At 67.2% G+C, this 21,677-nt stretch carries 27 protein-coding genes; all 27 read left to right on the top strand.

Annotation, left to right across the window (positions count from 1 at the left end; translation table 11 throughout):
• Positions 1-22 precede the first annotated feature (22 nt).
• A complete protein-coding gene (locus FOF52_RS13710) occupies positions 23-3,898 on the top strand; it encodes a DNA-directed RNA polymerase subunit beta' (RefSeq protein ID WP_248590345.1) in 3,876 nt (1,291 codons plus the stop codon).
• 153 nt (positions 3,899-4,051) lie between these two features.
• Positions 4,052-6,865 (top strand): hypothetical protein, encoded by a 2,814-nt coding sequence (locus FOF52_RS13705; protein ID WP_248590344.1) that lies wholly within the window; start codon positions 4,052-4,054, stop codon positions 6,863-6,865.
• A gap of 483 nt (positions 6,866-7,348) precedes the next feature.
• Complete coding sequence (gene rpsL / locus FOF52_RS13700) at positions 7,349-7,720, top strand: 30S ribosomal protein S12 (RefSeq protein WP_011293074.1); 372 nt, start codon at positions 7,349-7,351, stop codon at positions 7,718-7,720.
• Positions 7,721-8,191 carry a 30S ribosomal protein S7 gene (gene rpsG, locus FOF52_RS13695; RefSeq protein WP_248590343.1) on the top strand — a complete coding sequence of 157 codons (471 nt, stop codon included), beginning with the start codon at positions 7,721-7,723 and terminating at the stop codon, positions 8,189-8,191.
• A 45-nt stretch (positions 8,192-8,236) separates the two neighbouring features.
• The gene (fusA, locus tag FOF52_RS13690; protein ID WP_248590342.1) at positions 8,237-10,351 is read left to right on the top strand and encodes an elongation factor G; all 2,115 of its coding nucleotides are present in this window, start codon (positions 8,237-8,239) and stop codon (positions 10,349-10,351) included.
• A 53-nt stretch (positions 10,352-10,404) separates the two neighbouring features.
• The gene (tuf, locus tag FOF52_RS13685; protein ID WP_248590341.1) at positions 10,405-11,598 is read left to right on the top strand and encodes an elongation factor Tu; all 1,194 of its coding nucleotides are present in this window, start codon (positions 10,405-10,407) and stop codon (positions 11,596-11,598) included.
• A 218-nt stretch (positions 11,599-11,816) separates the two neighbouring features.
• Entirely contained in the window at positions 11,817-12,125 is a 309-nt protein-coding gene (gene rpsJ / locus FOF52_RS13680) for a 30S ribosomal protein S10 (protein WP_068688279.1), read from the top strand.
• A gap of 14 nt (positions 12,126-12,139) precedes the next feature.
• A complete protein-coding gene (rplC, locus tag FOF52_RS13675; RefSeq protein ID WP_248590340.1) occupies positions 12,140-12,790 on the top strand; it encodes a 50S ribosomal protein L3 in 651 nt (216 codons plus the stop codon).
• Between the two features lie 3 nt (positions 12,791-12,793).
• On the top strand, positions 12,794-13,462 hold the full coding sequence (rplD, locus tag FOF52_RS13670; RefSeq protein WP_248590339.1) for a 50S ribosomal protein L4: 669 nt from the start codon (positions 12,794-12,796) through the stop codon (positions 13,460-13,462).
• Entirely contained in the window at positions 13,459-13,749 is a 291-nt protein-coding gene (gene rplW, locus FOF52_RS13665; RefSeq protein WP_068756725.1) for a 50S ribosomal protein L23, read from the top strand. Before rplD ends, rplW begins: the two co-directional genes overlap by 4 nt.
• 55 nt (positions 13,750-13,804) lie before the next feature.
• Positions 13,805-14,638 carry a 50S ribosomal protein L2 gene (rplB, locus tag FOF52_RS13660; RefSeq protein ID WP_248590338.1) on the top strand — a complete coding sequence of 278 codons (834 nt, stop codon included), beginning with the start codon at positions 13,805-13,807 and terminating at the stop codon, positions 14,636-14,638.
• Between the two features lie 12 nt (positions 14,639-14,650).
• A complete protein-coding gene (gene rpsS, locus FOF52_RS13655; RefSeq protein WP_248590337.1) occupies positions 14,651-14,929 on the top strand; it encodes a 30S ribosomal protein S19 in 279 nt (92 codons plus the stop codon).
• A 73-nt stretch (positions 14,930-15,002) separates the two neighbouring features.
• Positions 15,003-15,380 (top strand): 50S ribosomal protein L22, encoded by a 378-nt coding sequence (rplV, locus tag FOF52_RS13650; protein WP_248593868.1) that lies wholly within the window; start codon positions 15,003-15,005, stop codon positions 15,378-15,380.
• A complete protein-coding gene (gene rpsC / locus FOF52_RS13645) occupies positions 15,380-16,192 on the top strand; it encodes a 30S ribosomal protein S3 (RefSeq protein WP_248590336.1) in 813 nt (270 codons plus the stop codon). Before rplV ends, rpsC begins: the two co-directional genes overlap by 1 nt.
• A gap of 2 nt (positions 16,193-16,194) precedes the next feature.
• The gene (gene rplP, locus FOF52_RS13640) at positions 16,195-16,611 is read left to right on the top strand and encodes a 50S ribosomal protein L16 (RefSeq protein WP_068756736.1); all 417 of its coding nucleotides are present in this window, start codon (positions 16,195-16,197) and stop codon (positions 16,609-16,611) included.
• Entirely contained in the window at positions 16,611-16,868 is a 258-nt protein-coding gene (gene rpmC / locus FOF52_RS13635) for a 50S ribosomal protein L29 (RefSeq protein WP_248590335.1), read from the top strand. Before rplP ends, rpmC begins: the two co-directional genes overlap by 1 nt.
• Positions 16,865-17,140, top strand: a complete 276-nt coding sequence (gene rpsQ / locus FOF52_RS13630) for a 30S ribosomal protein S17 (RefSeq protein WP_248590334.1) — start codon at positions 16,865-16,867, stop codon at positions 17,138-17,140. Before rpmC ends, rpsQ begins: the two co-directional genes overlap by 4 nt.
• A gap of 123 nt (positions 17,141-17,263) precedes the next feature.
• Positions 17,264-17,632, top strand: coding sequence for a 50S ribosomal protein L14 (gene rplN / locus FOF52_RS13625; protein WP_017593360.1), 369 nt, complete (start codon positions 17,264-17,266; stop codon positions 17,630-17,632).
• 3 nt (positions 17,633-17,635) lie between these two features.
• The gene (gene rplX, locus FOF52_RS13620; protein WP_248590333.1) at positions 17,636-17,941 is read left to right on the top strand and encodes a 50S ribosomal protein L24; all 306 of its coding nucleotides are present in this window, start codon (positions 17,636-17,638) and stop codon (positions 17,939-17,941) included.
• Positions 17,941-18,516, top strand: a complete 576-nt coding sequence (gene rplE / locus FOF52_RS13615) for a 50S ribosomal protein L5 (protein ID WP_248590332.1) — start codon at positions 17,941-17,943, stop codon at positions 18,514-18,516. The genes rplX and rplE overlap by 1 nt, the downstream gene beginning before the upstream one ends.
• Before the next feature lie 12 nt (positions 18,517-18,528).
• Positions 18,529-18,714: a type Z 30S ribosomal protein S14 gene (locus tag FOF52_RS13610; RefSeq protein WP_068688307.1), complete on the top strand. Its 186-nt coding sequence runs from the start codon at positions 18,529-18,531 to the stop codon at positions 18,712-18,714.
• A 232-nt stretch (positions 18,715-18,946) separates the two neighbouring features.
• Entirely contained in the window at positions 18,947-19,345 is a 399-nt protein-coding gene (gene rpsH, locus FOF52_RS13605; protein WP_248590331.1) for a 30S ribosomal protein S8, read from the top strand.
• 16 nt (positions 19,346-19,361) lie between these two features.
• The gene (gene rplF / locus FOF52_RS13600; RefSeq protein ID WP_248590330.1) at positions 19,362-19,898 is read left to right on the top strand and encodes a 50S ribosomal protein L6; all 537 of its coding nucleotides are present in this window, start codon (positions 19,362-19,364) and stop codon (positions 19,896-19,898) included.
• Between the two features lie 2 nt (positions 19,899-19,900).
• Complete coding sequence (gene rplR, locus FOF52_RS13595) at positions 19,901-20,287, top strand: 50S ribosomal protein L18 (protein WP_248590329.1); 387 nt, start codon at positions 19,901-19,903, stop codon at positions 20,285-20,287.
• Between the two features lie 49 nt (positions 20,288-20,336).
• Positions 20,337-20,939: a 30S ribosomal protein S5 gene (rpsE, locus tag FOF52_RS13590; RefSeq protein ID WP_248590328.1), complete on the top strand. Its 603-nt coding sequence runs from the start codon at positions 20,337-20,339 to the stop codon at positions 20,937-20,939.
• 3 nt (positions 20,940-20,942) lie between these two features.
• The gene (gene rpmD / locus FOF52_RS13585; RefSeq protein ID WP_248590327.1) at positions 20,943-21,125 is read left to right on the top strand and encodes a 50S ribosomal protein L30; all 183 of its coding nucleotides are present in this window, start codon (positions 20,943-20,945) and stop codon (positions 21,123-21,125) included.
• Entirely contained in the window at positions 21,125-21,592 is a 468-nt protein-coding gene (rplO, locus tag FOF52_RS13580) for a 50S ribosomal protein L15 (RefSeq protein ID WP_248590326.1), read from the top strand. The genes rpmD and rplO overlap by 1 nt, the downstream gene beginning before the upstream one ends.
• The last annotated feature ends 85 nt before the right edge of the window (positions 21,593-21,677 follow it).

Raw genomic sequence — 21,677 nt, 5'->3', positions numbered from 1 at the left:
CCAAGAGCAGGGGACGAATTAAGTGCTCGACGCCAACTTCTTCGACGAGCTCCGGATTGGCCTCGCCACCGCTGACGACATCCGCCAGTGGTCGCACGGCGAGGTCAAGAAGCCGGAAACCATCAACTACCGGACCCTCAAGCCGGAGAAGGACGGGCTCTTCTGCGAGAAGATCTTCGGTCCGACCCGGGACTGGGAGTGCTACTGCGGTAAGTACAAGCGCGTCCGCTTCAAGGGCATCATCTGCGAGCGCTGCGGTGTCGAGGTCACCCGGGCCAAGGTCCGGCGCGAGCGGATGGGCCACATCGAGCTGGCCGCGCCCGTGACCCACATCTGGTACTTCAAGGGCGTGCCCAGCCGGCTGGGATACCTGCTCGACCTGGCCCCGAAGGACCTGGAGAAGGTCATCTACTTCGCGGCCTACATGGTCACCTGGGTGGACACCGAGGCCCGCGAGCGCGACCTGCCGTCCCTGGAAGCCCGGATCTCCGTCGAACGGCAGCACCTGGAGCAGCGTCGCGACTCTGCGGTGGAGGAACGCCACCGCAAGCTCGAAGCCGACCTGGCCGAGCTGGAGGAGCAGGGCGCCAAGGGCGACGCGCGCCGCAAGGTGCGCGAGGCCGCCGAGCGGGAGATGCGGCAGATCCGCGACCGCGCCCAGCGGGAGATCGACCGCCTCGAAGAGGTCTGGAACCGCTTCAAGACCCTCAAGGTCCAGGACCTCGAAGGCGACGAGCTGCTCTACCGCGAGATGCGGGACCGCTTCGGCAAGTACTTCCGCGGCGGCATGGGCGCCCAGGCGATCAAGGAGCGGCTGGCCAACTTCGACCTGGAGGCCGAGGCGGAGAAGCTCCGCGAGACCATCCGCACCGGCAAGGGCCAGAAGAAGGCCCGCGCCCTCAAGCGGCTCAAGGTCGTCTCGGCGTTCCTCAACACCCGCAACAGCCCGATGGGCATGGTGCTGGACTGCGTTCCGGTGATCCCGCCGGACCTGCGTCCGATGGTGCAGCTCGACGGTGGCCGCTTCGCCACCTCCGACCTGAACGACCTGTACCGCCGGGTGATCAACCGCAACAACCGGCTCAAGCGGCTTCTCGACCTCGGTGCGCCCGAGATCATCGTCAACAACGAGAAGCGCATGCTCCAGGAGGCCGTCGACGCGCTGTTCGACAACGGCCGCCGCGGCCGTCCGGTCACCGGCCCGGGCAACCGCCCGCTCAAGTCGCTGTCCGACATGCTCAAGGGCAAGCAGGGGCGGTTCCGCCAGAACTTGCTGGGCAAGCGCGTCGACTACTCCGGCCGTTCGGTCATCGTGGTCGGCCCGCAGCTCAAGCTGCACCAGTGCGGCCTGCCCAAGCAGATGGCGCTGGAGCTGTTCAAGCCGTTCGTGATGAAGCGCCTGGTCGACCTGAACCACGCGCAGAACATCAAGAGCGCCAAGCGCATGGTCGAGCGCTCCCGCCCGGTGGTGTGGGACGTGCTCGAAGAGGTCATCGCCGAGCACCCGGTGCTGCTCAACCGTGCGCCGACCCTGCACCGCCTGGGCATCCAGGCCTTCGAGCCGCAGTTGGTCGAAGGCAAGGCCATCCAGATCCACCCGCTCGTGTGCACCGCGTTCAACGCGGACTTCGACGGCGACCAGATGGCGGTCCACCTGCCGCTGTCGGCGGAGGCCCAGGCCGAGGCGCGCATCCTGATGCTCGCCACGAACAACATCCTGAAGCCCTCCGACGGCAAGCCGGTCACCATGCCCACCCAGGACATGGTCATCGGCCTGTACTACCTGACCTCCCTCAAGGAGGGAGCGAAGGGAGAGGGTCGGGCGTTCAGCAGCCCCGGCGAGGCCATCATGGCCTACGACCTGGGTGAACTCGACCTGCAGGCGAGGATCAAGCTGCGTGTCGAGGGCGACACCGTGCCGCCGGAGGACTGGGAGGCCCCCGAGGGCTACCAGCCGGGCCAGCCGTACGTGCTGGAGACCACCCTCGGCCGGTACCTGTTCAACGAGACCACGCCCGAGGACTACCCGTTCGTCAACCAGCAGATGGGCAAGAAGCAGCTGTCCGCTCTGGTGACCGAACTGGCCGAGCGGTACCCCAAGATCCAGGTGGCCACCACGCTGGACGCCCTCAAGGACGCCGGGTACCACTGGGCCACCCGCTCGGGTCTGACCATCAGCATCAGCGACGTGGTCCCGCCGCCGAACAAGCACAAGATCCTCGACGCCTACGAGAAGGAAGCCGAGAAGATCCAGCGCCAGTACGAGCGCGGTCTGATCAGCGACGAGGAGCGCCGCCAGGACCTGACCGACATCTGGACCAAGGCCACCAACGAGGTCGCCCGGGACATGGAGGAGAACTCTCCCGCCGACAACACGGTGTGGATGATGGTCAACTCCGGTGCCCGCGGTAACCCCATGCAGGTCCGCCAGATCGCCGGTATCCGCGGACTGGTGTCCAACACCAAGGGCGAGACGATCCCGCGTCCGATCAAGTCTTCCTACCGCGAGGGCCTGTCGGTGCTGGAGTACTTCATCTCCACCCACGGTCAGCGCAAGGGTCTGGCGGACACGGCGCTGCGCACCGCCGACTCCGGGTACCTCACCCGGCGTCTGGTGGACGTCGCCCAGGACGTCATCGTCCGCGAGGTCGACTGCGGCACCGACCGCTCCCTGTGGCAGGAGATCGGCGAGCGGCGCCCCGACGGGACCGTCGTGCGCAAGCACAACGTCGAGAACACCGGTTTCGGCCGGACGCTCGCGGAGGACGTCGTCGTCGACGGCGAGGTCATCGCGACCAAGCTGAGCGACACGACCGAGGCCCTGATCGACAAGCTGGTCGCGGCGGGCGTCACCCGGGTGCGGGTGCGCAGTTCGCTGGTGTGCGAGGCCAAGGTGGGCGTGTGCAGCACCTGCTACGGCCGCTCCCTGGCCACCGGCAAGCCGGTCGACGTCGGCGAAGCCATCGGCATCATCGCCGCGCAGTCCATCGGTGAGCCCGGTACCCAGCTGACCATGCGGACCTTCCACATGGGCGGTTCGGCGGGTCAGGACATCACCCACGGTCTGCCGCGTGTCCAGGAGCTGTTCGAGGCCCGCATCCCCAAGGGTGTGGCCCCGATCAGCGAGGTGGAGGGCCGCATCCGGATCGAGGAGACCGAGAAGAGCCGTAAAATCATCCTCATCCCGGATGACGGCTCGGACGAGATCGCCTACCCGGTCCCCATGCGGGCTCCGCTGCTGGTCCAGGAGGGGCAGCACGTCGACGTCGGCCAGAAGCTCATCCAGGGCGCCGTCAACCCGCACGAGGTCCTGCGGATCCTCGGTCCGCGCGCGGTGCAGCAGCACCTCGTCTCCGAGGTCCAGGAGGTCTACAAGTCGCAGGGTGTCTCGATCCACGACAAGCACATCGAGATCATCGTGCGGCAGATGCTCAAGCGGGTGAACGTCCTGGAGTCCGGCGACACCAAGCTGCTTCCGGGCGAGATGGTCGAGCGTCCCAAGTTCGAGGCGATCAACCGTCAGGTCGTGGCCGAAGGCGGCCAGCCCGCCTCGGCCCGTCCCGTCCTCCTCGGGATCACCAAGGCGTCTCTGGCGACGGAGTCGTGGCTGTCCGCGGCCTCCTTCCAGGAGACCACCCGGGTGCTCACCGAGAACGCGATCCACGGCAAGAGCGACCCGCTGCTCGGTCTCAAGGAGAACGTCATCATCGGTAAGCTCATCCCGGCCGGTACCGGTATGCCGCAGTACCGCAACATCCGGGTCGAGCCCACCGAGGAGGCCAAGGCCTCGATGTACTCGGTGTCCTCCTACGAGGAGCCCAGCGAGTACACGTTCGGCCAGGGATCGGGGGAGGCCGTCCCGCTGGAGGACTACGATTTCGGGCCCTACAACAGGTGACCCGGAAGCGATCGGTGACGTCTGGCTGAACTGAGCGACGGCGGTAGTGCATCTCGAAACGGGCAGCACTACCGCCGTCCGTCGTTACCGGTTGACATACTCACTCTGGGAGAATCTGTTGAGCGCGCAAATGCGGTCGGGAGATCAAGGACAGTGACCGAACACGGGGGAGCGCCGGACCGACCAGGCGGCGGACAGGAGCAGTCGCAGCAGCAGACGAGTTCCTGGTTCCAGCCCAGCAGCGAGCGGTACCGGACTCAGGCGGAGTACCGAGATCCCTACGAGGAGCAGCAGAAGGACCAGGACGACCCCGCGGGCACGGGGTTGTCGGACCACCGCGAGGCGCTGTCGAGCCCGCGCTACCCGAACAGTGGTGGCTACCCGGGGCTCGGGGGATACGGCGGCGGTGTTCCGGGAATGGCCGAACCGTATCCTTCGGCGTTGAGCGGTTCCGGACCGTCCGGAGGCGCGGGGACGCCGTCACCGGCCAACGACTACCCCTTCGACCTGCCACCGCGCGACCTCGCACGCTCCCACCGAGAGGGCGGGGAGAGCAGAACCGGGTACGCCGCTTCGGACGGCGACGACGACCCCGGTCCGGGACCCGCCTACGACCTCTCCTCCCGTTCCTACCGCCCCGAAGAGCTGTACCCCTCCGAACCCCCCGGCACCGCCCGTCCGACCTCGCCCGCGGGAGCCGAGACGGCCGTGCCGTCCACACAGGGCGCCACCTACCGGTTGGACGAGCCGCTGCCGGAGGAATCGTCGGCGTCGGCGGGGGCGTCGGGGTACGACTTCGGGCTGTCGTCGTCCTCCGGTGCGCGCACGACCGACGAATCCCCGGCGGCGGGGACGTGGAATATCGACACGGGAAGCGAACGGGGCGCCACCTACCGGTTGGACGAGCCGCTGCCGGAGGAGCCGGCGGCGTCGGCGGGGGCGTCGGGGTACGACTTCGGGCTGTCGTCGTCCTCCGGTGCGCGCACGGCCGACGAATCCCCGGCGACAGGGGCACTGCCGGAGTGGGCCGCCGAGGGGTGGTCCCCGAGCAGCCCGGACAGCGCCTCCACCGGCTACTCCGGCGGCACCGGGGCGTCCCGCACGGCTGCCCCGGCCGACACCGACGACACGGCGACCGAGCAGAGCTTCGAGGCTGCGGGCGGTCGAACCCACCAACCGCCCGACCCCACCAGCGTCTACCGCATTCCCACCGGGGACAGTCCGCAGTCGCCGCTCGATCCGAGCCGGCTGGTGCCGCCCTACCGGCAGCAGTCCGGCCCCGACCACCCCGAGCGGAGTGACCGGGACGTGGAGTCGGCCGGTTCCGGCGGCGACGGCTCTTCCGCTGCTTCCGGATTCGCGACCCCGGATCGGGGGGAGTCGTGGGAGCCGCGCACGCCGGTGGACTCCTCGCTGCTCGGCGGTGAGGCCGGGTGGGGAGGCTCCTCGGCTGCGGGGGCCGACTCCGGTCAGGAGGGCGCTGCTGCCTCGGTCGACCACGGGTTCTCGGATCGGGGGGAGTCGTGGGAGCCGCGCACGCCGGTGGACTCCTCAGCGGGCGACTCGCTGGGGACCGGAAGCGGGAACACCTGGGTGTTCAGCCAGGACGACCCGCGGCTGCCGGAGAGCGTGCGGGAGGGCGCTGCTTCCTCGGTCGACCACGGGTTCTCGGATCGGGGGGAGTCGTGGGAGCCGCGCACGCCGGTGGACTCCTCAGCGGGCGACTCGCTGGGGACCGGAAGCGGGAACACCTGGGTGTTCAGCCAGGACGACCCGCGGCTGCCGGAGAGCGTGCGGGAGAGCACGGAACGGACCGCCGCTTGGTCGACCGACACCACCTCCTCCCCGACGGCCCAGTCCGATCCGGAGTCGACCTCGACCTGGGATGCGTTGCGGACGACGGACTTCGCTTCCCGGGAGGCCGAGGACGACGACCGGTGGAGTGGGCGCGGCGGGGATCCGCTTGGCGAGTCTGCTGATCCGGAGTCGACCTCGACCTGGGATGCGTTGCGGACGACGGACTTCGCTTCCCGGGAGGCCGAGGACGACGACCGGTGGAGTGGGCGCGGCGGGGATCCGCTCGGCGAGCCGACCGAGACGGTCCAGCCCGCACCGCCCAACGAGGGAGGGACCCCGGAGACACCGGCGTCGGCGTCCGCGGACCCGCTGCTGGCGATCGCCAACGAACAGAGTCGCGCCCGTGCCAGGGAACTGGCCTCCCAGAGCGAGCTCGACAACTGGAACCTGGCGGAAGGAATCGTCAAGGAGAACACCGGAGCGGTTCCCCTGCCGCCCGACCTCAGCGAGGAGGCCCTGGGGAGCGACCACCGCGCCGGCGATGCCCCCCGCTACGACGAACTGGGGTACGACGGACGCCGGGACTCCGGATACGACGACCACGCTGACGACGGTTACGGGGACGACGGGCGTTTCGACCGGGACGCCGACGACCGGACGCCGCTCGGGGACGAGTCGGACGCCGACGCCTACGACAGCGGCTGGCGCGGGGCGGACCACAGCCCCCACGACGAGGACCGGGGAGACGCTCCGGACGACGACGAGTACTATGACGACGTCGACGACCGGTACCGTCCCGAACCGGTCCGCGGCGGAGCCCCCCGGGCCTCGCGGAGGAAGGACAAGATCGCCCAGGAGTTCCCCGGCTTCACCGAGCCCCTCGGGGGAACGTCCGCCGACTACCCCGGGTACGACAACATCGACGTGTGGCCCGAGACCGAGGGGCTGGCCACCGCGACGCTGTGGCTCGGCATCTTCTCCCTGCTGCCGGGGATCGGTCTGCTCCCCGCGGTCATCGCGTTGGTCCTCGGCCCCAAGGCCAGGAGGAACATCCGCACCTCCCGCGGCCAGCTTGAGGGGGAGCAGCTGGTCAAGGCGGGCACGGTGCTCGCCGTGATCGGGATCGTGGTGAGCGTGCTCACAGTGGTCGGATACCTGCTGCTGTTCTGAGTCCTCTGCGGACCCGGACCCCGGCGTCGGTGGAGGGGAGGGTTTGCCAAGAATTCGCCGACGCCGGGGGAAAGCGTGCCCGGATGGGCTGGAAAATCAACGCGACCACTCTTGACACGCCGTACACTATGAGAAGACCTACGGCAGCATGAGGCTGCGAAGTGCGGACGCCGGACGAGGTCACCCTGATTTTGACCGGGTGATCTCGGTTCGGTAGTCTCCAACTTCGTGCCCGTGAGTCTACGGGTCACACGTGTGCGCTTTTTGTGTCTGTCCCTGTTCATGCGGGCGACGGGGAGAGCGGCGCGTGACACCTCCTCCCATGACAATCGACCACTGGTCGGGCGTATTCGCTCCACTGTGCTTGGAAACCGGGGCGACACGCCCGAGCGCGTGGGTCGGGGGGAACGGGAAATCCAGCAGGTCATAGCGCATCCATCGGCTATGGAACCGGCGTAGGTCAAGAGGGAAGACGGAGACGCGGTGCCCACGATTCAGCAGCTGGTCCGTAAGGGCCGCAAGACCAAGGTTTCGAAGAACAAGACCCCGGCGCTCAAGGGGAGCCCTCAGCGTCGCGGCGTGTGCACACGGGTCTACACGACCACGCCGAAGAAGCCGAACTCTGCGCTGCGGAAGGTGGCTCGTGTCCGGCTGAGCAGCCAGATCGAGGTCACCGCCTACATCCCCGGTGTCGGCCACAACCTCCAGGAGCACTCCATCGTGCTCGTCCGCGGTGGCCGTGTGAAGGACCTGCCGGGCGTGCGCTACCGCATCGTCCGCGGTGCGCTCGACACGCAGGGCGTTCGCAACCGCAAGCAGGCTCGTAGCCGCTACGGCGCCAAGAAGGAGAAGTAAATGCCGCGCAAGGGTCCGGCGCCGAAGCGCCAGCTGATCACCGACCCGGTCTACGGATCGCCGCTGGTCACCGCACTCATCAACAAGGTGCTGCTGGACGGCAAGCGTTCCCTGGCCCAGTCGATCGTCTACAACGCCCTTGAGGGCGCCAGGGAGAAGACCGGGCAGGACCCGCTGGTGATCCTCAAGCGGGCCCTCGACAACGTCAAGCCCACCCTTGAGGTGCGCAGCCGCCGCGTCGGCGGTGCCACCTACCAGGTGCCGGTCGAGGTTCGCGCGTCGCGCAGCACCACGCTGGCGCTGCGCTGGCTGGTGCAGTACGCCCGCCAGCGCCGCGAGAAGAGCATGACCGAGCGCCTCATGAACGAGCTGGTCGACGCCAGCAACGGTCTTGGCGCCGCTGTCAAGCGACGTGAGGACACCCACAAGATGGCGGAGTCCAACAAGGCCTTCGCTCACTACCGCTGGTAACCCCCGCGGGTTTGCCACACGAGAGACCGAGAGAAGACGAGCCACATGGCTACCACTGCTCTTGACCTTGCCAAGGTCCGCAACATCGGGATCATGGCGCACATCGACGCGGGCAAGACCACGACGACCGAGCGAATCCTCTTCTACACCGGTGTCAACTACAAGCTCGGCGAGACCCACGAGGGCTCGGCGACGATGGACTGGATGAAAGAGGAGCAGGAGCGCGGCATCACGATCACGTCCGCCGCGACCACCTGTCGCTGGAACGACACCACGATCAACATCATCGACACGCCCGGCCACGTCGACTTCACCATCGAGGTCGAGCGGTCGCTGCGTGTTCTTGACGGTGCGGTCACCGTGTTCGACGGCAAGGAGGGCGTCGAGCCCCAGTCGGAGCAGGTGTGGCGCCAAGCCGACCGGTACAACGTGCCGCGGATCTGCTTTGTCAACAAGATGGACAAGATCGGCGCGGAGTTCCAGCGCTGCGTCGACATGATCCGTGACCGTCTCGGCGCCAACCCGCTGCCCATCCAGCTGCCGATCGGCGCCGAGTCCGACTTCAAGGGCGTCATCGACCTCGTCCGCATGAAGGCCTACGTCTGGAGCGACGAGGCCGCCAAGGGCGAGATGTACGAGACCGTCGAGATCCCCGACACGCACGCCGACGCCGCGCGCGAGGGTCACGAGCGGCTCGTCGAGATCCTGGCCGAGGCCGACGACGAGATCATGGAGCTGTACCTGGAGGGCCAGGAGCCCACCGTGGAGCAGCTCGTCCCGGCCATCCGCCGCGCCACGATCGCCGGCACCGCTGTCCCGGTCCTGTGCGGCACGGCTTTCAAGAACAAGGGCGTACAGCCCCTCCTGGACGCGATCGTCGCCTACCTGCCGTCGCCACTGGACGTCGAGGCGATCGAGGGCCACGACCCCAAGGACCAGTCCGAGGAGGCCACGCTCCAGCGCAAGCCCAGCGAAGAGGAGCCGCTGGCCGCCCTGGCGTTCAAGATCATGAGCGACCCGCACCTGGGCAAGCTGACCTACCTGCGCGTCTACTCCGGGGTGCTGGAGAGCGGCACGCAGGTCCTCAACAGCCTCAAGGGCCGCAAGGAGCGGATCGGCAAGATCTACCGGATGCACGCCAACAAGCGTGAGGAGATCTCGCGGGTGGGCGCCGGTGACATCGTCGCGGTGATGGGTCTGAAGGACACCACCACGGGCGAGACGCTGTGCGACCCCGCGAACCCGATCGTCCTGGAGTCGATGACCTTCCCGGCGCCCGTCATCGAGGTCGCCATCGAGCCCAAGACCAAGAGCGACCAGGAGAAGCTCAGCACCGCGATCCAGCGCCTCGCGGAGGAGGACCCCTCCTTCCGGGTGGCCACCGACGAGGAGACCGGGCAGACCGTCATCTCCGGCATGGGCGAGCTGCACCTTGAGGTGCTCGTCAACCGCATGCGCGAAGAGTTCAAGGTCGAGGCCAACATCGGCAAGCCCCAGGTGGCCTACCGCGAGACCATCCGCCGCAAGGTCGAGAAGGTCGAGTACACCCACAAGAAGCAGACGGGTGGCTCCGGCCAGTACGGCCGTGTGATCATCGACCTCGAACCGCTCGCGATCGACGGTGACGGTGACGGAGCGGGCTACGAGTTCGTCAACAACATCACCGGTGGCCGTATCCCGCGGGAGTACATCCCGTCGGTCGACGCCGGTTGCCAGGAGGCCGCCCAGTTCGGTGTCCTCGCCGGATACCCGCTGGTCGGGATCAAGGTGACCCTCCAGGACGGCGCCTACCACGAAGTCGACTCCTCCGAGCTCGCCTTCAAGGTCGCCGGTTCCATGGCCTTCAAGGAGGCGGCCAGCAAGGCCAAGCCGGTTCTCCTGGAGCCGGTCATGTCGGTCGAGGTCACCACGCCCGAGGAGTACATGGGCGATGTGATCGGTGACCTGAACAGCCGGCGCGGTCAGATCCAGTCCATGGAGGAGCGTGCCGGGGCTCGTGTCGTCAAGGCACTCGTTCCGCTGTCGGAGATGTTCGGCTACGTGGGCGACCTGCGCGGCCGTACCCAGGGTCGGGCCAACTACACGATGGTGTTCCACTCCTACGCGGAGGTCCCCTCCAACGTCTCGCAGGAGATCGTTGCGAAGGCCCGCGGCGAATAGCCACGACACCTCACCTGTCCAGCTAAGCAACCTGTACGTCTAGGAGAAATCCAGTGGCGAAGGCCAAGTTCGAGCGGACCAAGCCGCACGTCAACATCGGCACCATCGGTCACATCGACCACGGTAAGACCACGCTGACCGCGGCGATCACCAAGGTCCTGCACGACCGGTACCCGGACCTCAACCCGTTCACGCCCTTCGAGAACATCGACAAGGCTCCCGAGGAGCGCGAGCGCGGTATCACCATCTCCATCTCGCACGTGGAGTACCAGACCGAGAGCCGCCACTACGCGCACGTGGACTGCCCCGGTCACGCGGACTACGTGAAGAACATGATCACCGGTGCCGCCCAGATGGACGGCGCGATCCTGGTGGTCGCCGCCACCGACGGCCCGATGCCGCAGACCAAGGAGCACGTGCTCCTGGCCCGCCAGGTCGGCGTCCCCTACATCGTCGTGGCTCTGAACAAGTCCGACATGGTGGACGACGAGGAGATCTTCGAGCTGGTCGAGCTCGAGGTCCGCGACCTGCTCAACGAGTACGAGTTCCCGGGCGACGAGGTCCCCGTGGTCCGCGTCTCCGCGCTGAAGGCCCTGGAGGGCGACGCCGAGTGGGGCCAGAAGATCCTGGAGCTCATGCAGGCCGTCGACGAGACCATCCCCGAGCCGCAGCGTGACGTCGACAAGCCGTTCCTGATGCCGATCGAGGACGTCTTCTCGATCACCGGTCGCGGCACCGTCGTGACCGGCCGCATCGAGCGCGGTGTCATCAACGTCAACGACACCGTCGACATCGTCGGCATCAAGGACGAGAAGGTCACCACCACCGTCACCGGTGTGGAGATGTTCCGCAAGCTGCTCGACCAGGGCCAGGCCGGTGACAACGTCGGTCTGCTGCTGCGCGGCATCAAGCGCGAGGAGGTGGAGCGCGGCCAGGTCGTCATCAAGCCCGGCACCACCACCCCGCACACCGAGTTCGAGGCGCAGGTCGTCATCCTCTCCAAGGACGAGGGTGGCCGCCACACGCCCTTCTTCAACAACTACCGCCCGCAGTTCTACTTCCGCACCACGGACGTCACCGGCGTCGTCACGCTGCCCGAGGGCACCGAGATGGTCATGCCCGGTGACAACACCGCGATGACCGTCCAGCTCATCCAGCCGGTCGCGATGGAAGAGGGTCTGAAGTTCGCCATCCGCGAGGGTGGTCGGACCGTGGGCGCGGGCCGCGTCACCAAGATCATCAAGTAGCACGACCGTTGTCGGGCGGTCGGGTCCGTCAGTGACTCGGCCGCCCGACACCATGAAGGACGTCATCCGGCTCTTACGGTGATGCCACCTCATCAGGGGACAGCCCTGCAGCAGTTTCTCAGGTGAATAGAGCCTCAACCGGGAGTTCCTCCGGAGCGCACTGGCCCTTCACGGCGCCGCGCCTCTAGGACACTGAAGCGAAGGACGAAAAGGCCACCATGGCGGGACAGAAGATCCGCATTCGGCTCAAGGCCTATGACCACGAGGTCATCGACAGTTCGGCACGCAGCATCGTCGAGACTGTGACGAGGACCGGCGCGCAGGTCGCGGGCCCGGTGCCGTTGCCGACGGAGAAGAACGTTTACTGCGTCATCCGGTCGCCGCACAAGTACAAGGACTCGCGTGAGCACTTCGAGATGCGCACGCACAAGCGGCTGATCGACATCATCGACCCGACGCCGAAGACCGTCGACTCGCTCATGCGGCTCGACCTTCCGGCCGGCGTCGACATCGAGATCAAGCTCTGAAGGACGCTGAAGACATGACGACCAAGCAGATCAAGGGAGTTCTGGGCGAAAAGCTCGGCATGACCCAGGTCTTCGACGAGTCCGGCAAAGTCGTGCCGGTGACGGTTCTGAAGGCCGGTCCGGCTGTCGTGACTCGCGTCCGCACCCCGGAGACCGACGGATACTCGGCGATCCAGCTCGGCTACGGCCAGATCAACCCGCGCAAGGTGAACAAGCCGCTCGGCGACTACCTGCGCAAGCACAACCTCACCCCGCGCCGCCACTACGTCGAGGTGCGCACCGCCGACGCCAGCGAGTACACGCTGGGCCAGGAGATCACCGCCGACGTGTTCGAGGCCGGCCAGAAGGTCGACGTCACCGGCAAGACCAAGGGCAAGGGGTACTCCGGTGTCATGAAGCGCCACGGCTTCGGCGGCCTCAGCGCCTCTCACGGCACCCAGCGCAAGCACCGTTCGCCCGGTTCCATCGGTGGCTGTGCCACCCCGGGCCGTGTCTTCAAGGGCCTGCGGATGGCCGGCCGTATGGGTAACGCGCGCCGGACCGTGCAGAACCTCACCGTGCACTCGGTCGACGCCGAGAAGGGCCTCCTCCTGGTCAAGGGTGCGGTTCCCGGCCCCAACGGCGGCCTGGTTCTCGTCCGCACCGCCGTGAAGGGGGTCAAGTAAGCCATGGCGACCATCGAGGTCAAGGACCGCGAGGGCGCGGCCAAGGGAAGCGTCGAGCTCCCCGACGAGATCTTCGCCCAGAAGGTCAACATTCCGCTGATGCACCAGGTCGTGGTCGCCCAGGAGGCCGCGGGCCGCCAGGGCACGCACTCCACCAAGACCCGGGGCGAGGTCCGCGGCGGAGGCAAGAAGCCGTACCGCCAGAAGGGCACCGGCCGGGCCCGCCAGGGCTCCATCCGCGCGCCGCAGTTCACCGGCGGCGGCACGGTGCACGGCCCCAAGCCGCGCGACTACAGCCAGCGGACGCCCAAGAAGATGAAGGCCGCCGCCCTGCGCGGAGCCCTCAGCAACCGGGCGCAGAACGGACGTATCCACGTCATCAGCGAATTCATCGCCGAGGACGTCACCACCAAGCGCACCCAGACCGCGCTGAAGGCGCTGCGCGCGATCACCGACTCCGACAAGGTGCTGGTGGTCCTCGCGCGCGACGACGAGCACAACCGGCTCGCGCTGCGGAACCTGCCCGAGGTGCACATCCTCGACGCCGACCAGGTCAACACCTACGACGTGCTCTACGCCGACGACATCGTGTTCACCGAAGCCGGTTACCAGGAGTTCCTGGCCCACGCCAAGGGCGACAGGACCGCGGTGTCTCAGGAGGACGACCAGTGAGGATCCCCGACCCTCGGGACATCATCATCAAGCCGGTGATTTCCGAGAAGAGCTACGGACTGCTGGACCAGAACAAGTACACCTTCCTGGTCCGTCCGGAGGCCAACAAGACCCAGATCAAGATGGCGGTGGAGCAGATCTTCGACGTGAAGGTCACCTCCGTCAACACGATCAACCGGAAGGGCAAGCGCAAGCGCACCCGGTTCGGCTACGGCAAGCGGCCCGACACCAAGCGCGCGATCGTGAGCCTGAAGGACGGCGACCGGATCGACATCTTCGGCGTCTGATCCCGCCGCCGTGCCGTTTCATCTCCAGTAACCACGTAAGGAATGCACGAAAAAGATGGGCATTCGAAAGCACAAGCCGACGAGCCCGGGACGCCGCGGGTCGAGCGTGAGCGACTTCGCCGAGATCACGCGTTCGACCCCGGAGAAGTCCCTGGTCCGTCCGCTGCACTCCAAAGGCGGGCGTAACGGCCACGGTCGCATCACTGCCCGCCACCAGGGCGGCGGTCACAAGCGCGCCTACCGGGTGATCGACTTCCGCCGCCACGACAAGGACGGCATTCCGGCGAAGGTCGCCCACATCGAGTACGACCCGAACCGCACCGCGCGGATCGCGCTGCTCCACTACGTGGACGGCGAGAAGCGGTACATCCTGGCGCCCGCCGGCCTCAAGCAGGGCGACCGGGTCGAGAACGGCCCCGGGGCCGACATCAAGCCGGGCAACTGCCTGCCGCTGCGCAACATCCCCACGGGTACGTTCGTGCACGCAGTGGAGCTCAAGCCGGGCGGTGGCGCCAAGCTGGGACGCTCGGCCGGGACCTCGATCCAGCTGCTCGCCAAGGAAGGCGCCTACGCGACGCTGCGCATGCCCTCGGGCGAGATGCGCCAGGTCGAGGTCGCCTGCCGGGCCACCGTGGGACAGGTCGGCAACGCCGAGCAGTCCAACATCAGCTGGGGCAAGGCCGGCCGCATGCGGTGGAAGGGCAAGCGCCCGAGCGTCCGCGGTGTGGCGATGAACCCGATCGACCACCCGCACGGTGGTGGTGAGGGCAAGTCCTCCGGCGGCCGCCACCCGGTCAGCCCGTGGGGCAAGTCCGAGGGCCGCACCCGTACGAAGGGCAAGGCCAGCGACCGGCTCATCGTGCGTCGGCGCAGCAGGAAGAAGCGGTAAGGAGCGCGACTGATGCCACGTAGCCTGAAGAAGGGCCCCTTCGTCGACGACCACCTCATGAAAAAGGTGGAGGAGCAGAACGAGAAGGGCACCAAGAACGTCATCAAGACGTGGTCCCGTCGTTCCATGGTCGTCCCCGAGATGATCGGGCACACCATCGCCGTGCACGACGGCCGCAAGCACGTGCCCGTGTTCATCTCCGAAGCGATGATCGGTCACAAGCTCGGCGAGTTCGCTCCCACGCGCACTTTCCGCAGCCACGTCAAGGAGGACCGCCGCAGCCGCCGCTAGCGGGTGTCCGGTCAGTTAAGAAGCACAGGGCCCCACGGTGGTGGGGGTGATTTCCGTGAGCGAGGGAAAAGCGATGGGAACGAGGGCACAAGCGCGGTTCGTCCGCGTCACGCCCCGAAAGGCCCGCCGTGTGGTGGACCTTATTCGCGGGCTGCCCGCTGACGAGGCTCAGGCGGTGCTCCGGTTCGCACCCCAGGCGGCAAGTGAACCGGTGGGCAAGGTGCTCGCGAGCGCCATCGCCAATGCCGAGCACAACGACAAGTTGGACCGTGAAACGCTGGTCGTCAGCCGCGCCTGGGTGGACGAAGGACCGACTCTGAAGCGCATCCGGCCGCGGGGCTTCGGTCGCGCCTTCCGAGTCACCAAGCGGACGAGCCACATCACCGTGGTGGTCGAGCCGCGTGACACCGTGGGCGCCTCGTCGGCCAAGACGAAGGAAAGGACCCGATAGTGGGACAGAAGGTCAACCCGCACGGGTTCCGCCTCGGAGTGACCACCGACTTCAAGAGCCGGTGGTTCGCAGACAAGCTGTACAAGGACTACGTCAAGGAAGACGTGGCCATCCGCCGGATGCTGACCCGCGGCATGGAGCGCGCCGGGATCTCCAAGGTCGAGATCGAGCGCACCCGTGAGCGTGTCCGCGTCGACGTCCACACCGCCCGGCCCGGCATCGTCATCGGCCGTCGCGGTGCGGAGGCCGACCGCATCCGCGCCAACCTCGAAAAGCTGACCAAGAAGCAGGTTCAGCTGAACATCCTCGAGGTCAAGAACCCCGAGATCGACGCCCAGCTCGTCGCCCAGGGGGTCGCGGAGCAGCTGTCGAGCCGAGTCGCGTTCCGCCGTGCCATGCGCAAGGCCATCCAGAGCGCGATGAAGAGCGGGGCCAAGGGCATCCGCATCCAGTGCGGCGGCCGTCTCGGCGGCGCCGAGATGTCGCGCTCGGAGTTCTACCGCGAAGGCCGGGTGCCGCTGCACACGCTGCGCGCCGACATCGACTACGGCTTCTTCGAAGCGCGTACCACCTTCGGCCGCATCGGTGTGAAGGTCTGGATCTACAAGGGCGAGGCGCCCGTCACCCGCGCCGAGCGCGAGGCCGCCCAGGCCGCGCAGCGCGCGGCCGGCGGTCAGCGTCGCGAGCGTCCGGGACGCCGTCGCCGTGGCGGCGGTGGCGGTGGCGGCGGCCAGCAGCAGCAGGCCGAGAAGGCGACCGCCCAGGCGACTGAGGCCCCCAAGGCCGAGAAGTCCGGGAACGAGGAGAGCTGACGATGCTCATTCCCCGCAAGGTCAAGCACCGCAAGCAGCACCACCCCAGCCTCCGGGGACGTGCCAAGGGCGGTACCAGCGTCCACTTCGGTGAGTACGGCATCCAGGCTCTTGAGGCCGCCTATGTCACCAACCGGCAGATCGAGGCGGCGCGTATCGCGATGACCCGCCACATCCGCCGTGGTGGCAAGGTCTGGATCAACATCTTCCCGGACCGTCCGCTGACCAAGAAGCCCGCCGAGACCCGCATGGGTTCCGGTAAGGGATCCCCGGAGTGGTGGGTCGCTCCGGTCAAGCCCGGACGGGTGATGTTCGAGCTGGCGGGTGTGCCCGAGCCCGTGGCGAAGGAAGCTCTTCGCCGGGCGATGCACAAACTGCCGATGAAGTGCAAGTTCGTGAAGCGAGAGGCGGGGGAGTAATGGCCAAGTCCCTCACCGCCGCCGAGCTGCGCGGCTACTCCGTCGAGGAGTTGACCGGCAAGCTCAAGGAGGCGAAGGAAGAGCTGTTCAACCTCCGTTTTCAGGCCGCCACCGGGCAGCTGGACAACAACAGCCGGTTGCGCACTGTGAAGCGTGAGATCGCGCGGATCTACACGGTGCTGCGCGAGCACGAGCTGGGCATCATGCCGCTGGCTGCCGAGGAGTCGGCTGACAAGGCGAAGGAAGCAGCCGAATGAGTGAGAAGACCACGGCGCAGGAGCGTAACTACCGCAAGACGCGCGAGGGTTACGTCGTCAGCGACAAGATGAACAAGACTGTCGTCGTCGAGGTGGAGGACCGCGTCAAGCACCCGCTGTACGGCAAGGTCATCCGCCGGACCACGAAGTACAAGGCCCACGACGAGGCGAACATCGCCGGTGTCGGCGACCGGGTCCGCCTGATGGAGACCCGACCGCTGTCCGCGACCAAGCGCTGGCGCGTCGTGGAGATCCTGGAGAAGGCCAAGTAAGGGATCGCCGCGGTGATCCCTGACCCGCCGCGGCGACCGGTTGGTGGAGACCGGTCGCCGCGGCGGGGCGGACCAGCTAGCCAGCGCGGGTGGTGAACCCGCGCGCACATATCAGGAGCAGACGTGATTCAGCAGGAGTCGCGACTCAAGGTCGCCGACAACACGGGTGCGAAGGAGATCCTGACCATCCGTGTCCTCGGCGGCTCGGGCAGGCGCTACGCGGGCATCGGGGACACGATCGTGGCGACCGTCAAGGACGCCCTGCCCGGCGCGGGTGTCAAGAAGGGCGATGTCGTCAAGGCCGTTGTCGTGCGCACCACCAAGGAGCGCCGTCGGCCCGACGGCTCCTACATCCGCTTCGATGAGAACGCCGCCGTGCTCATCAAGGACGGTGGGGATCCGCGGGGGACCCGTATCTTCGGCCCGGTCGGCCGCGAGCTGCGGGACAAGAAGTTCATGCGCATCATTTCGCTGGCGCCGGAGGTGCTCTAGGCGATGAAGATCAAGAAGGACGACGAGGTCATCGTCATCGCCGGCAAGGACAAGGGTGCCACTGGGAAGGTCAAGAAGGCCCTTCCCAGGGAGCAGCGCGTCATCGTCGAGGGCGTCAACCTCATCAAGAAGCACAAGAAGGCGAACCAGGCGGGTGGCCAGCAGGGTGAGGTCGTCACCCTGGAAGCGCCGATCCACGTGAGCAACGTCGCGCTCCTTGAGGACGGCAAGCCCACCCGGGTCGGCTACCGCTTCAAGGAAGACGGAACCAAGGTTCGGATCTCCCGCCGTACCGGTAAGGAAATCTGATGACGGTCACGAACGAGATCGCCGCCCCGCCGATTCCGCGGCTCAAGCAGAAGTACCGGGAGGAGATCGTCCCGGCCCTGCGTGAAGAGTTCGGCATCAAGAACATCATGCAGGTGCCCGGACTGACCAAGATCGTGGTCAACATGGGTGTCGGGGACGCCGCCCGGGACGCCAAGCTCATCCAGGGCGCGATCGCCGACCTGGCCGCGATCACCGGACAGAAGCCCAAGATCAACCGGGCCAAGAAGTCCATCGCGCAGTTCAAGCTGCGCGAGGGGCAGCCCATCGGCGCCAGCGTGACGCTGCGCGGCGACCGGATGTGGGAGTTCCTGGACCGACTGCTCTCCCTGGCGCTTCCGCGCATCCGCGACTTCCGTGGGCTCTCGCCCAAGCAGTTCGACGGTAACGGGAACTACACCTTCGGTCTGACCGAGCAGGTCATGTTCCACGAGATCGACCCGGACAAGATCGACCGGCAGCGCGGCATGGACATCACGGTCGTCACCTCGGCGACCAACGATGAGGAGGGGCGCAGCCTGCTCAGGTTGCTCGGGTTCCCCTTCAAGGAAGCGTAGGGGAGTGTAGGGATGGCCAAGAAGGCGCTGATCGCCAAGGCGAACCGGAAGCCCAAGTTCCAGGTTCGCGCGTATACTCGATGCTCGCGGTGCGGCCGCCCGCGTGCTGTCTTCCGGAAGTTCGGCCTGTGCCGCATCTGCTTCCGCGAGATGGCGCACCGCGGCGAACTGCCGGGCATCACCAAGTCCAGCTGGTAACGAGCGAGCTCGTCGGGTCGGCCTTCTGGCCGGCCCCCGGCAGGCAGGCGGAGGGTGCACACCCGCTGCCGGACACGTGTTCCCAACCGACCAGGGCATCAAGCGGGATGTCAGCCCGCCCGATGCCCATGACCACGCGGCAGGTCCCCGGTCAGCCCGCACAGCGGGGAGCGGACTCGAAGGGGAGAGTTCCGCCCTCGGGGAAACCGCAGCGAGGAAGGGCCAATCGGCCATGACGATGACCGACCCGATCGCAGACATGCTCACACGTCTGCGCAACGCGAACGCGGCATACCACGACACCGTGAGCATGCCGTATTCGAAGATCAAGGCGCACATCGCCGAGATCCTCCAGAAGGAGGGCTACGTCCAGAGCTGGCGTACCGAAGACGCCCCGGTGGGCAAGAACCTGGTGGTGACCCTCAAGTACGGGCCCACCCGTGAGCGCTCCATCGCCGGCATCCGCCGAGTGTCCAAGCCCGGTCTCCGGGTCTACGCGAAGAAGGACAACCTTCCGCGGGTCCTGGGCGGACTTGGTGTGGCCATCATTTCGACGTCCAGCGGCCTGATGACGGACAAGCAGGCCAAGAAGAACGGCGTGGGCGGCGAAGTCCTCGCCTACGTCTGGTAAAGGGAGAGATTTCAGCATGTCGCGTATTGGCCGACTGCCGATCTCGGTCCCCAAGGGCGTCGAAGTCACCATCGACGGGCAAGACGTCAAAGTCAAGGGGCCGAAGGGCGAACTGAAGCACACCGTGGCCCAGTCGATCACGGTCACCCTGGAAGACGGTCAGGTCAAGGTGTCGCGTGCGGACGACAAGCCCGAGACGCGCTCCCTGCACGGTCTCACCCGTTCGCTGATCGCCAACCTGATCGAGGGCACCTCCAAGGGGTACTCCAAGACCCTGGAGATCTCGGGTGTGGGCTACCGCGTCCAGGCCAAGGGATCGAACCTGGAGTTCTCCCTGGGCTACAGCCACCCCGTCATCGTGGAGCCGCCGGAGGGCATCACGTTCCGGGTGGAGAAGCCGACCCTGCTGCACGTCGAGGGGATCGACAAGCAGAAGGTGGGACAGGTGGCCGCGGACATCCGCAACCTGCGCAAGCCTGACCCCTACAAGGCGAAGGGCATCCGCTACCAGGGCGAGAGAATCCGCCGCAAGGCCGGAAAGGCTGGTAAGTAAGCATGACGAAGAGGTCGTCGCTTACCCGCAAGGGCACTTCCGCGCGCGCGGCCGCCCGGGCGCGCCGCCACCTGCGGGTCCGCAAGAAGGTTCGGGGTACGCCGGAGCGTCCGCGCCTGGTCGTCACCCGCTCCCTCAAGCACATCGTCGCGCAGATCGTGGACGACACCAAGGGTGTGACCCTGGCGTCCGCCTCCACGCTGGATGCCTCCATCCGCGGCGAAGAGGGCAAGAAGACCGAGAAGTCGCACCTGACGGGCAAGCTGCTCGCCGAGCGTGCGAAGGCCGCCGGGATCACCGCTGTGGTCTTCGACCGGAGCGGCTACCGCTACCACGGCCGTGTCGCGGCGCTGGCTGACGGCGCACGCGAGGGCGGCCTGGAGTTCTAGTGATGACTCCTGACAACCGCAGTTCCAACGACGGGAAGAGGAACCACTGATGGCTGCAGCTCCGCGGCGCGGCGCCGGTGGCGAGCGGCGTTCCGGCCGTGATGATCGCCGCGGCGGTTCCGCTGACAAGGGCGTCTCCTACATCGAGCGGGTCGTGAAGATCAACCGGGTCGCCAAGGTCGTCAAGGGCGGCCGGCGGTTCAGCTTCACCGCTCTGGTCGTCGTCGGCGACGGCAACGGCATGGTCGGCGTCGGATACGGCAAGGCCAAGGAAGTGCCCGCGGCGATCGCCAAGGGTGTCGAGGAAGCCAAGAAGAACTTCTTCAAGGTCCCCCGGATCCAGGGCACCATCGTGCACCAGGTCCAGGGCGAGGACGCTGCCGGCGTCGTCCTGCTCCGCCCGGCCGCTCCCGGTACCGGTGTGATCGCCGGTGGTCCGGTGCGTGCCGTGCTGGAGTGCGCCGGCATCCACGACGTCCTCACCAAGTCGCTCGGGTCGTCCAACCCGATCAACATCGTGCACGCGACGGTGACCGCTCTGAAGAGCCTCAACCGTCCCGAGGAGATCGCCGCCCGGCGCGGCCTGCCGCTGGAAGACGTCGTTCCGGCGCCCATGCTGCGCGCCCGCGCGGAAGCCAAGGCGGGGGTGTAGGCCATGGCGAAGCTGAAGATCACGCAGGTCCGGTCCACGATCGGCGGCAAGCGTAAGCAGCGCGCCACGCTCGACTCCCTCGGCCTGGGGCGGATCGGCAAGTCGGTCGTCCGTGAGGACCGTCCCGAGGTCCGCGGACAGATCAGCGTTGTCGCGCACCTCGTCACTGTCGAGGAGGTCAGCTGATGAGCGAGAGCCACTCCCCGAGCGAGTTGCTCAAGATCCACCACCTGCGTCCGGCCCCGGGCGCGAACAAGGCCAAGACCCGCAAGGGCCGTGGCGAGGCGTCCAAGGGCAAGACCGCCGGTCGCGGTACCAAGGGCACCAAGGCGCGCAGCACGGTCCCGGTCGGCTTCGAGGGCGGCCAGATGCCGCTCATCCGCCGGGTCCCCAAGCTGAAGGGCTTCAGCAACTCCCGGTTCAAGACCGTCTACCAGGTCGTGAACCTGGACCGGCTGAGCGAGCTGTACCCCGAGGGCGGCGAGGTCACCGTCGAGAGCCTGGTCGCCAAGGGCGCGGTGCGCAAGAACCAGCCCGTCAAGGTGCTGGGCACCGGCGAGATCTCGGTTCCGGTGCAGGTGAGCGCGAACGCGTTCTCCAGCTCCGCCAAGGAGAAGATCCTTGCGGCTGGCGGTAGCGTCACCGAGATTTAGGGGGCATCCCCGGGTGCTGTGGGGGCGTTCATCGGTCATGCCCATTAGATTGGGGAGACCGGTGGACGCCCCTGTCCGTTTTGGG

This window comes from Thermobifida alba (assembly GCF_023208015.1).
Lineage (GTDB): Bacteria > Actinomycetota > Actinomycetes > Streptosporangiales > Streptosporangiaceae > Thermobifida > Thermobifida alba.
The sequence above is the reverse complement of the archived record's forward strand: the minus strand, read 5'-3'. Positions and strand labels throughout refer to the sequence as shown.

Coding starts and splice junctions, on each gene's coding strand:
- rplB (WP_248590338.1), top strand. CDS start 13,805: ATGGGCATTCGAAAGCACAAGCCGACGAGCCCGGGACGCCGCGGGTCG.
- rplD (WP_248590339.1), top strand. CDS start 12,794: ATGGCGACCATCGAGGTCAAGGACCGCGAGGGCGCGGCCAAGGGAAGC.
- rplV (WP_248593868.1), top strand. CDS start 15,003: ATGGGAACGAGGGCACAAGCGCGGTTCGTCCGCGTCACGCCCCGAAAG.
- rplO (WP_248590326.1), top strand. CDS start 21,125: ATGAGCGAGAGCCACTCCCCGAGCGAGTTGCTCAAGATCCACCACCTG.
- rplR (WP_248590329.1), top strand. CDS start 19,901: ATGACGAAGAGGTCGTCGCTTACCCGCAAGGGCACTTCCGCGCGCGCG.
- rpmD (WP_248590327.1), top strand. CDS start 20,943: ATGGCGAAGCTGAAGATCACGCAGGTCCGGTCCACGATCGGCGGCAAG.
- rpsH (WP_248590331.1), top strand. CDS start 18,947: ATGACGATGACCGACCCGATCGCAGACATGCTCACACGTCTGCGCAAC.
- rplX (WP_248590333.1), top strand. CDS start 17,636: ATGAAGATCAAGAAGGACGACGAGGTCATCGTCATCGCCGGCAAGGAC.
- rpsE (WP_248590328.1), top strand. CDS start 20,337: ATGGCTGCAGCTCCGCGGCGCGGCGCCGGTGGCGAGCGGCGTTCCGGC.
- FOF52_RS13610 (WP_068688307.1), top strand. CDS start 18,529: ATGGCCAAGAAGGCGCTGATCGCCAAGGCGAACCGGAAGCCCAAGTTC.
- rpsJ (WP_068688279.1), top strand. CDS start 11,817: ATGGCGGGACAGAAGATCCGCATTCGGCTCAAGGCCTATGACCACGAG.
- rpsQ (WP_248590334.1), top strand. CDS start 16,865: ATGAGTGAGAAGACCACGGCGCAGGAGCGTAACTACCGCAAGACGCGC.
- rplF (WP_248590330.1), top strand. CDS start 19,362: ATGTCGCGTATTGGCCGACTGCCGATCTCGGTCCCCAAGGGCGTCGAA.
- rpsG (WP_248590343.1), top strand. CDS start 7,721: ATGCCGCGCAAGGGTCCGGCGCCGAAGCGCCAGCTGATCACCGACCCG.
- rpmC (WP_248590335.1), top strand. CDS start 16,611: ATGGCCAAGTCCCTCACCGCCGCCGAGCTGCGCGGCTACTCCGTCGAG.
- rplP (WP_068756736.1), top strand. CDS start 16,195: ATGCTCATTCCCCGCAAGGTCAAGCACCGCAAGCAGCACCACCCCAGC.
- fusA (WP_248590342.1), top strand. CDS start 8,237: ATGGCTACCACTGCTCTTGACCTTGCCAAGGTCCGCAACATCGGGATC.
- rpsS (WP_248590337.1), top strand. CDS start 14,651: ATGCCACGTAGCCTGAAGAAGGGCCCCTTCGTCGACGACCACCTCATG.
- rplC (WP_248590340.1), top strand. CDS start 12,140: ATGACGACCAAGCAGATCAAGGGAGTTCTGGGCGAAAAGCTCGGCATG.
- rplE (WP_248590332.1), top strand. CDS start 17,941: ATGACGGTCACGAACGAGATCGCCGCCCCGCCGATTCCGCGGCTCAAG.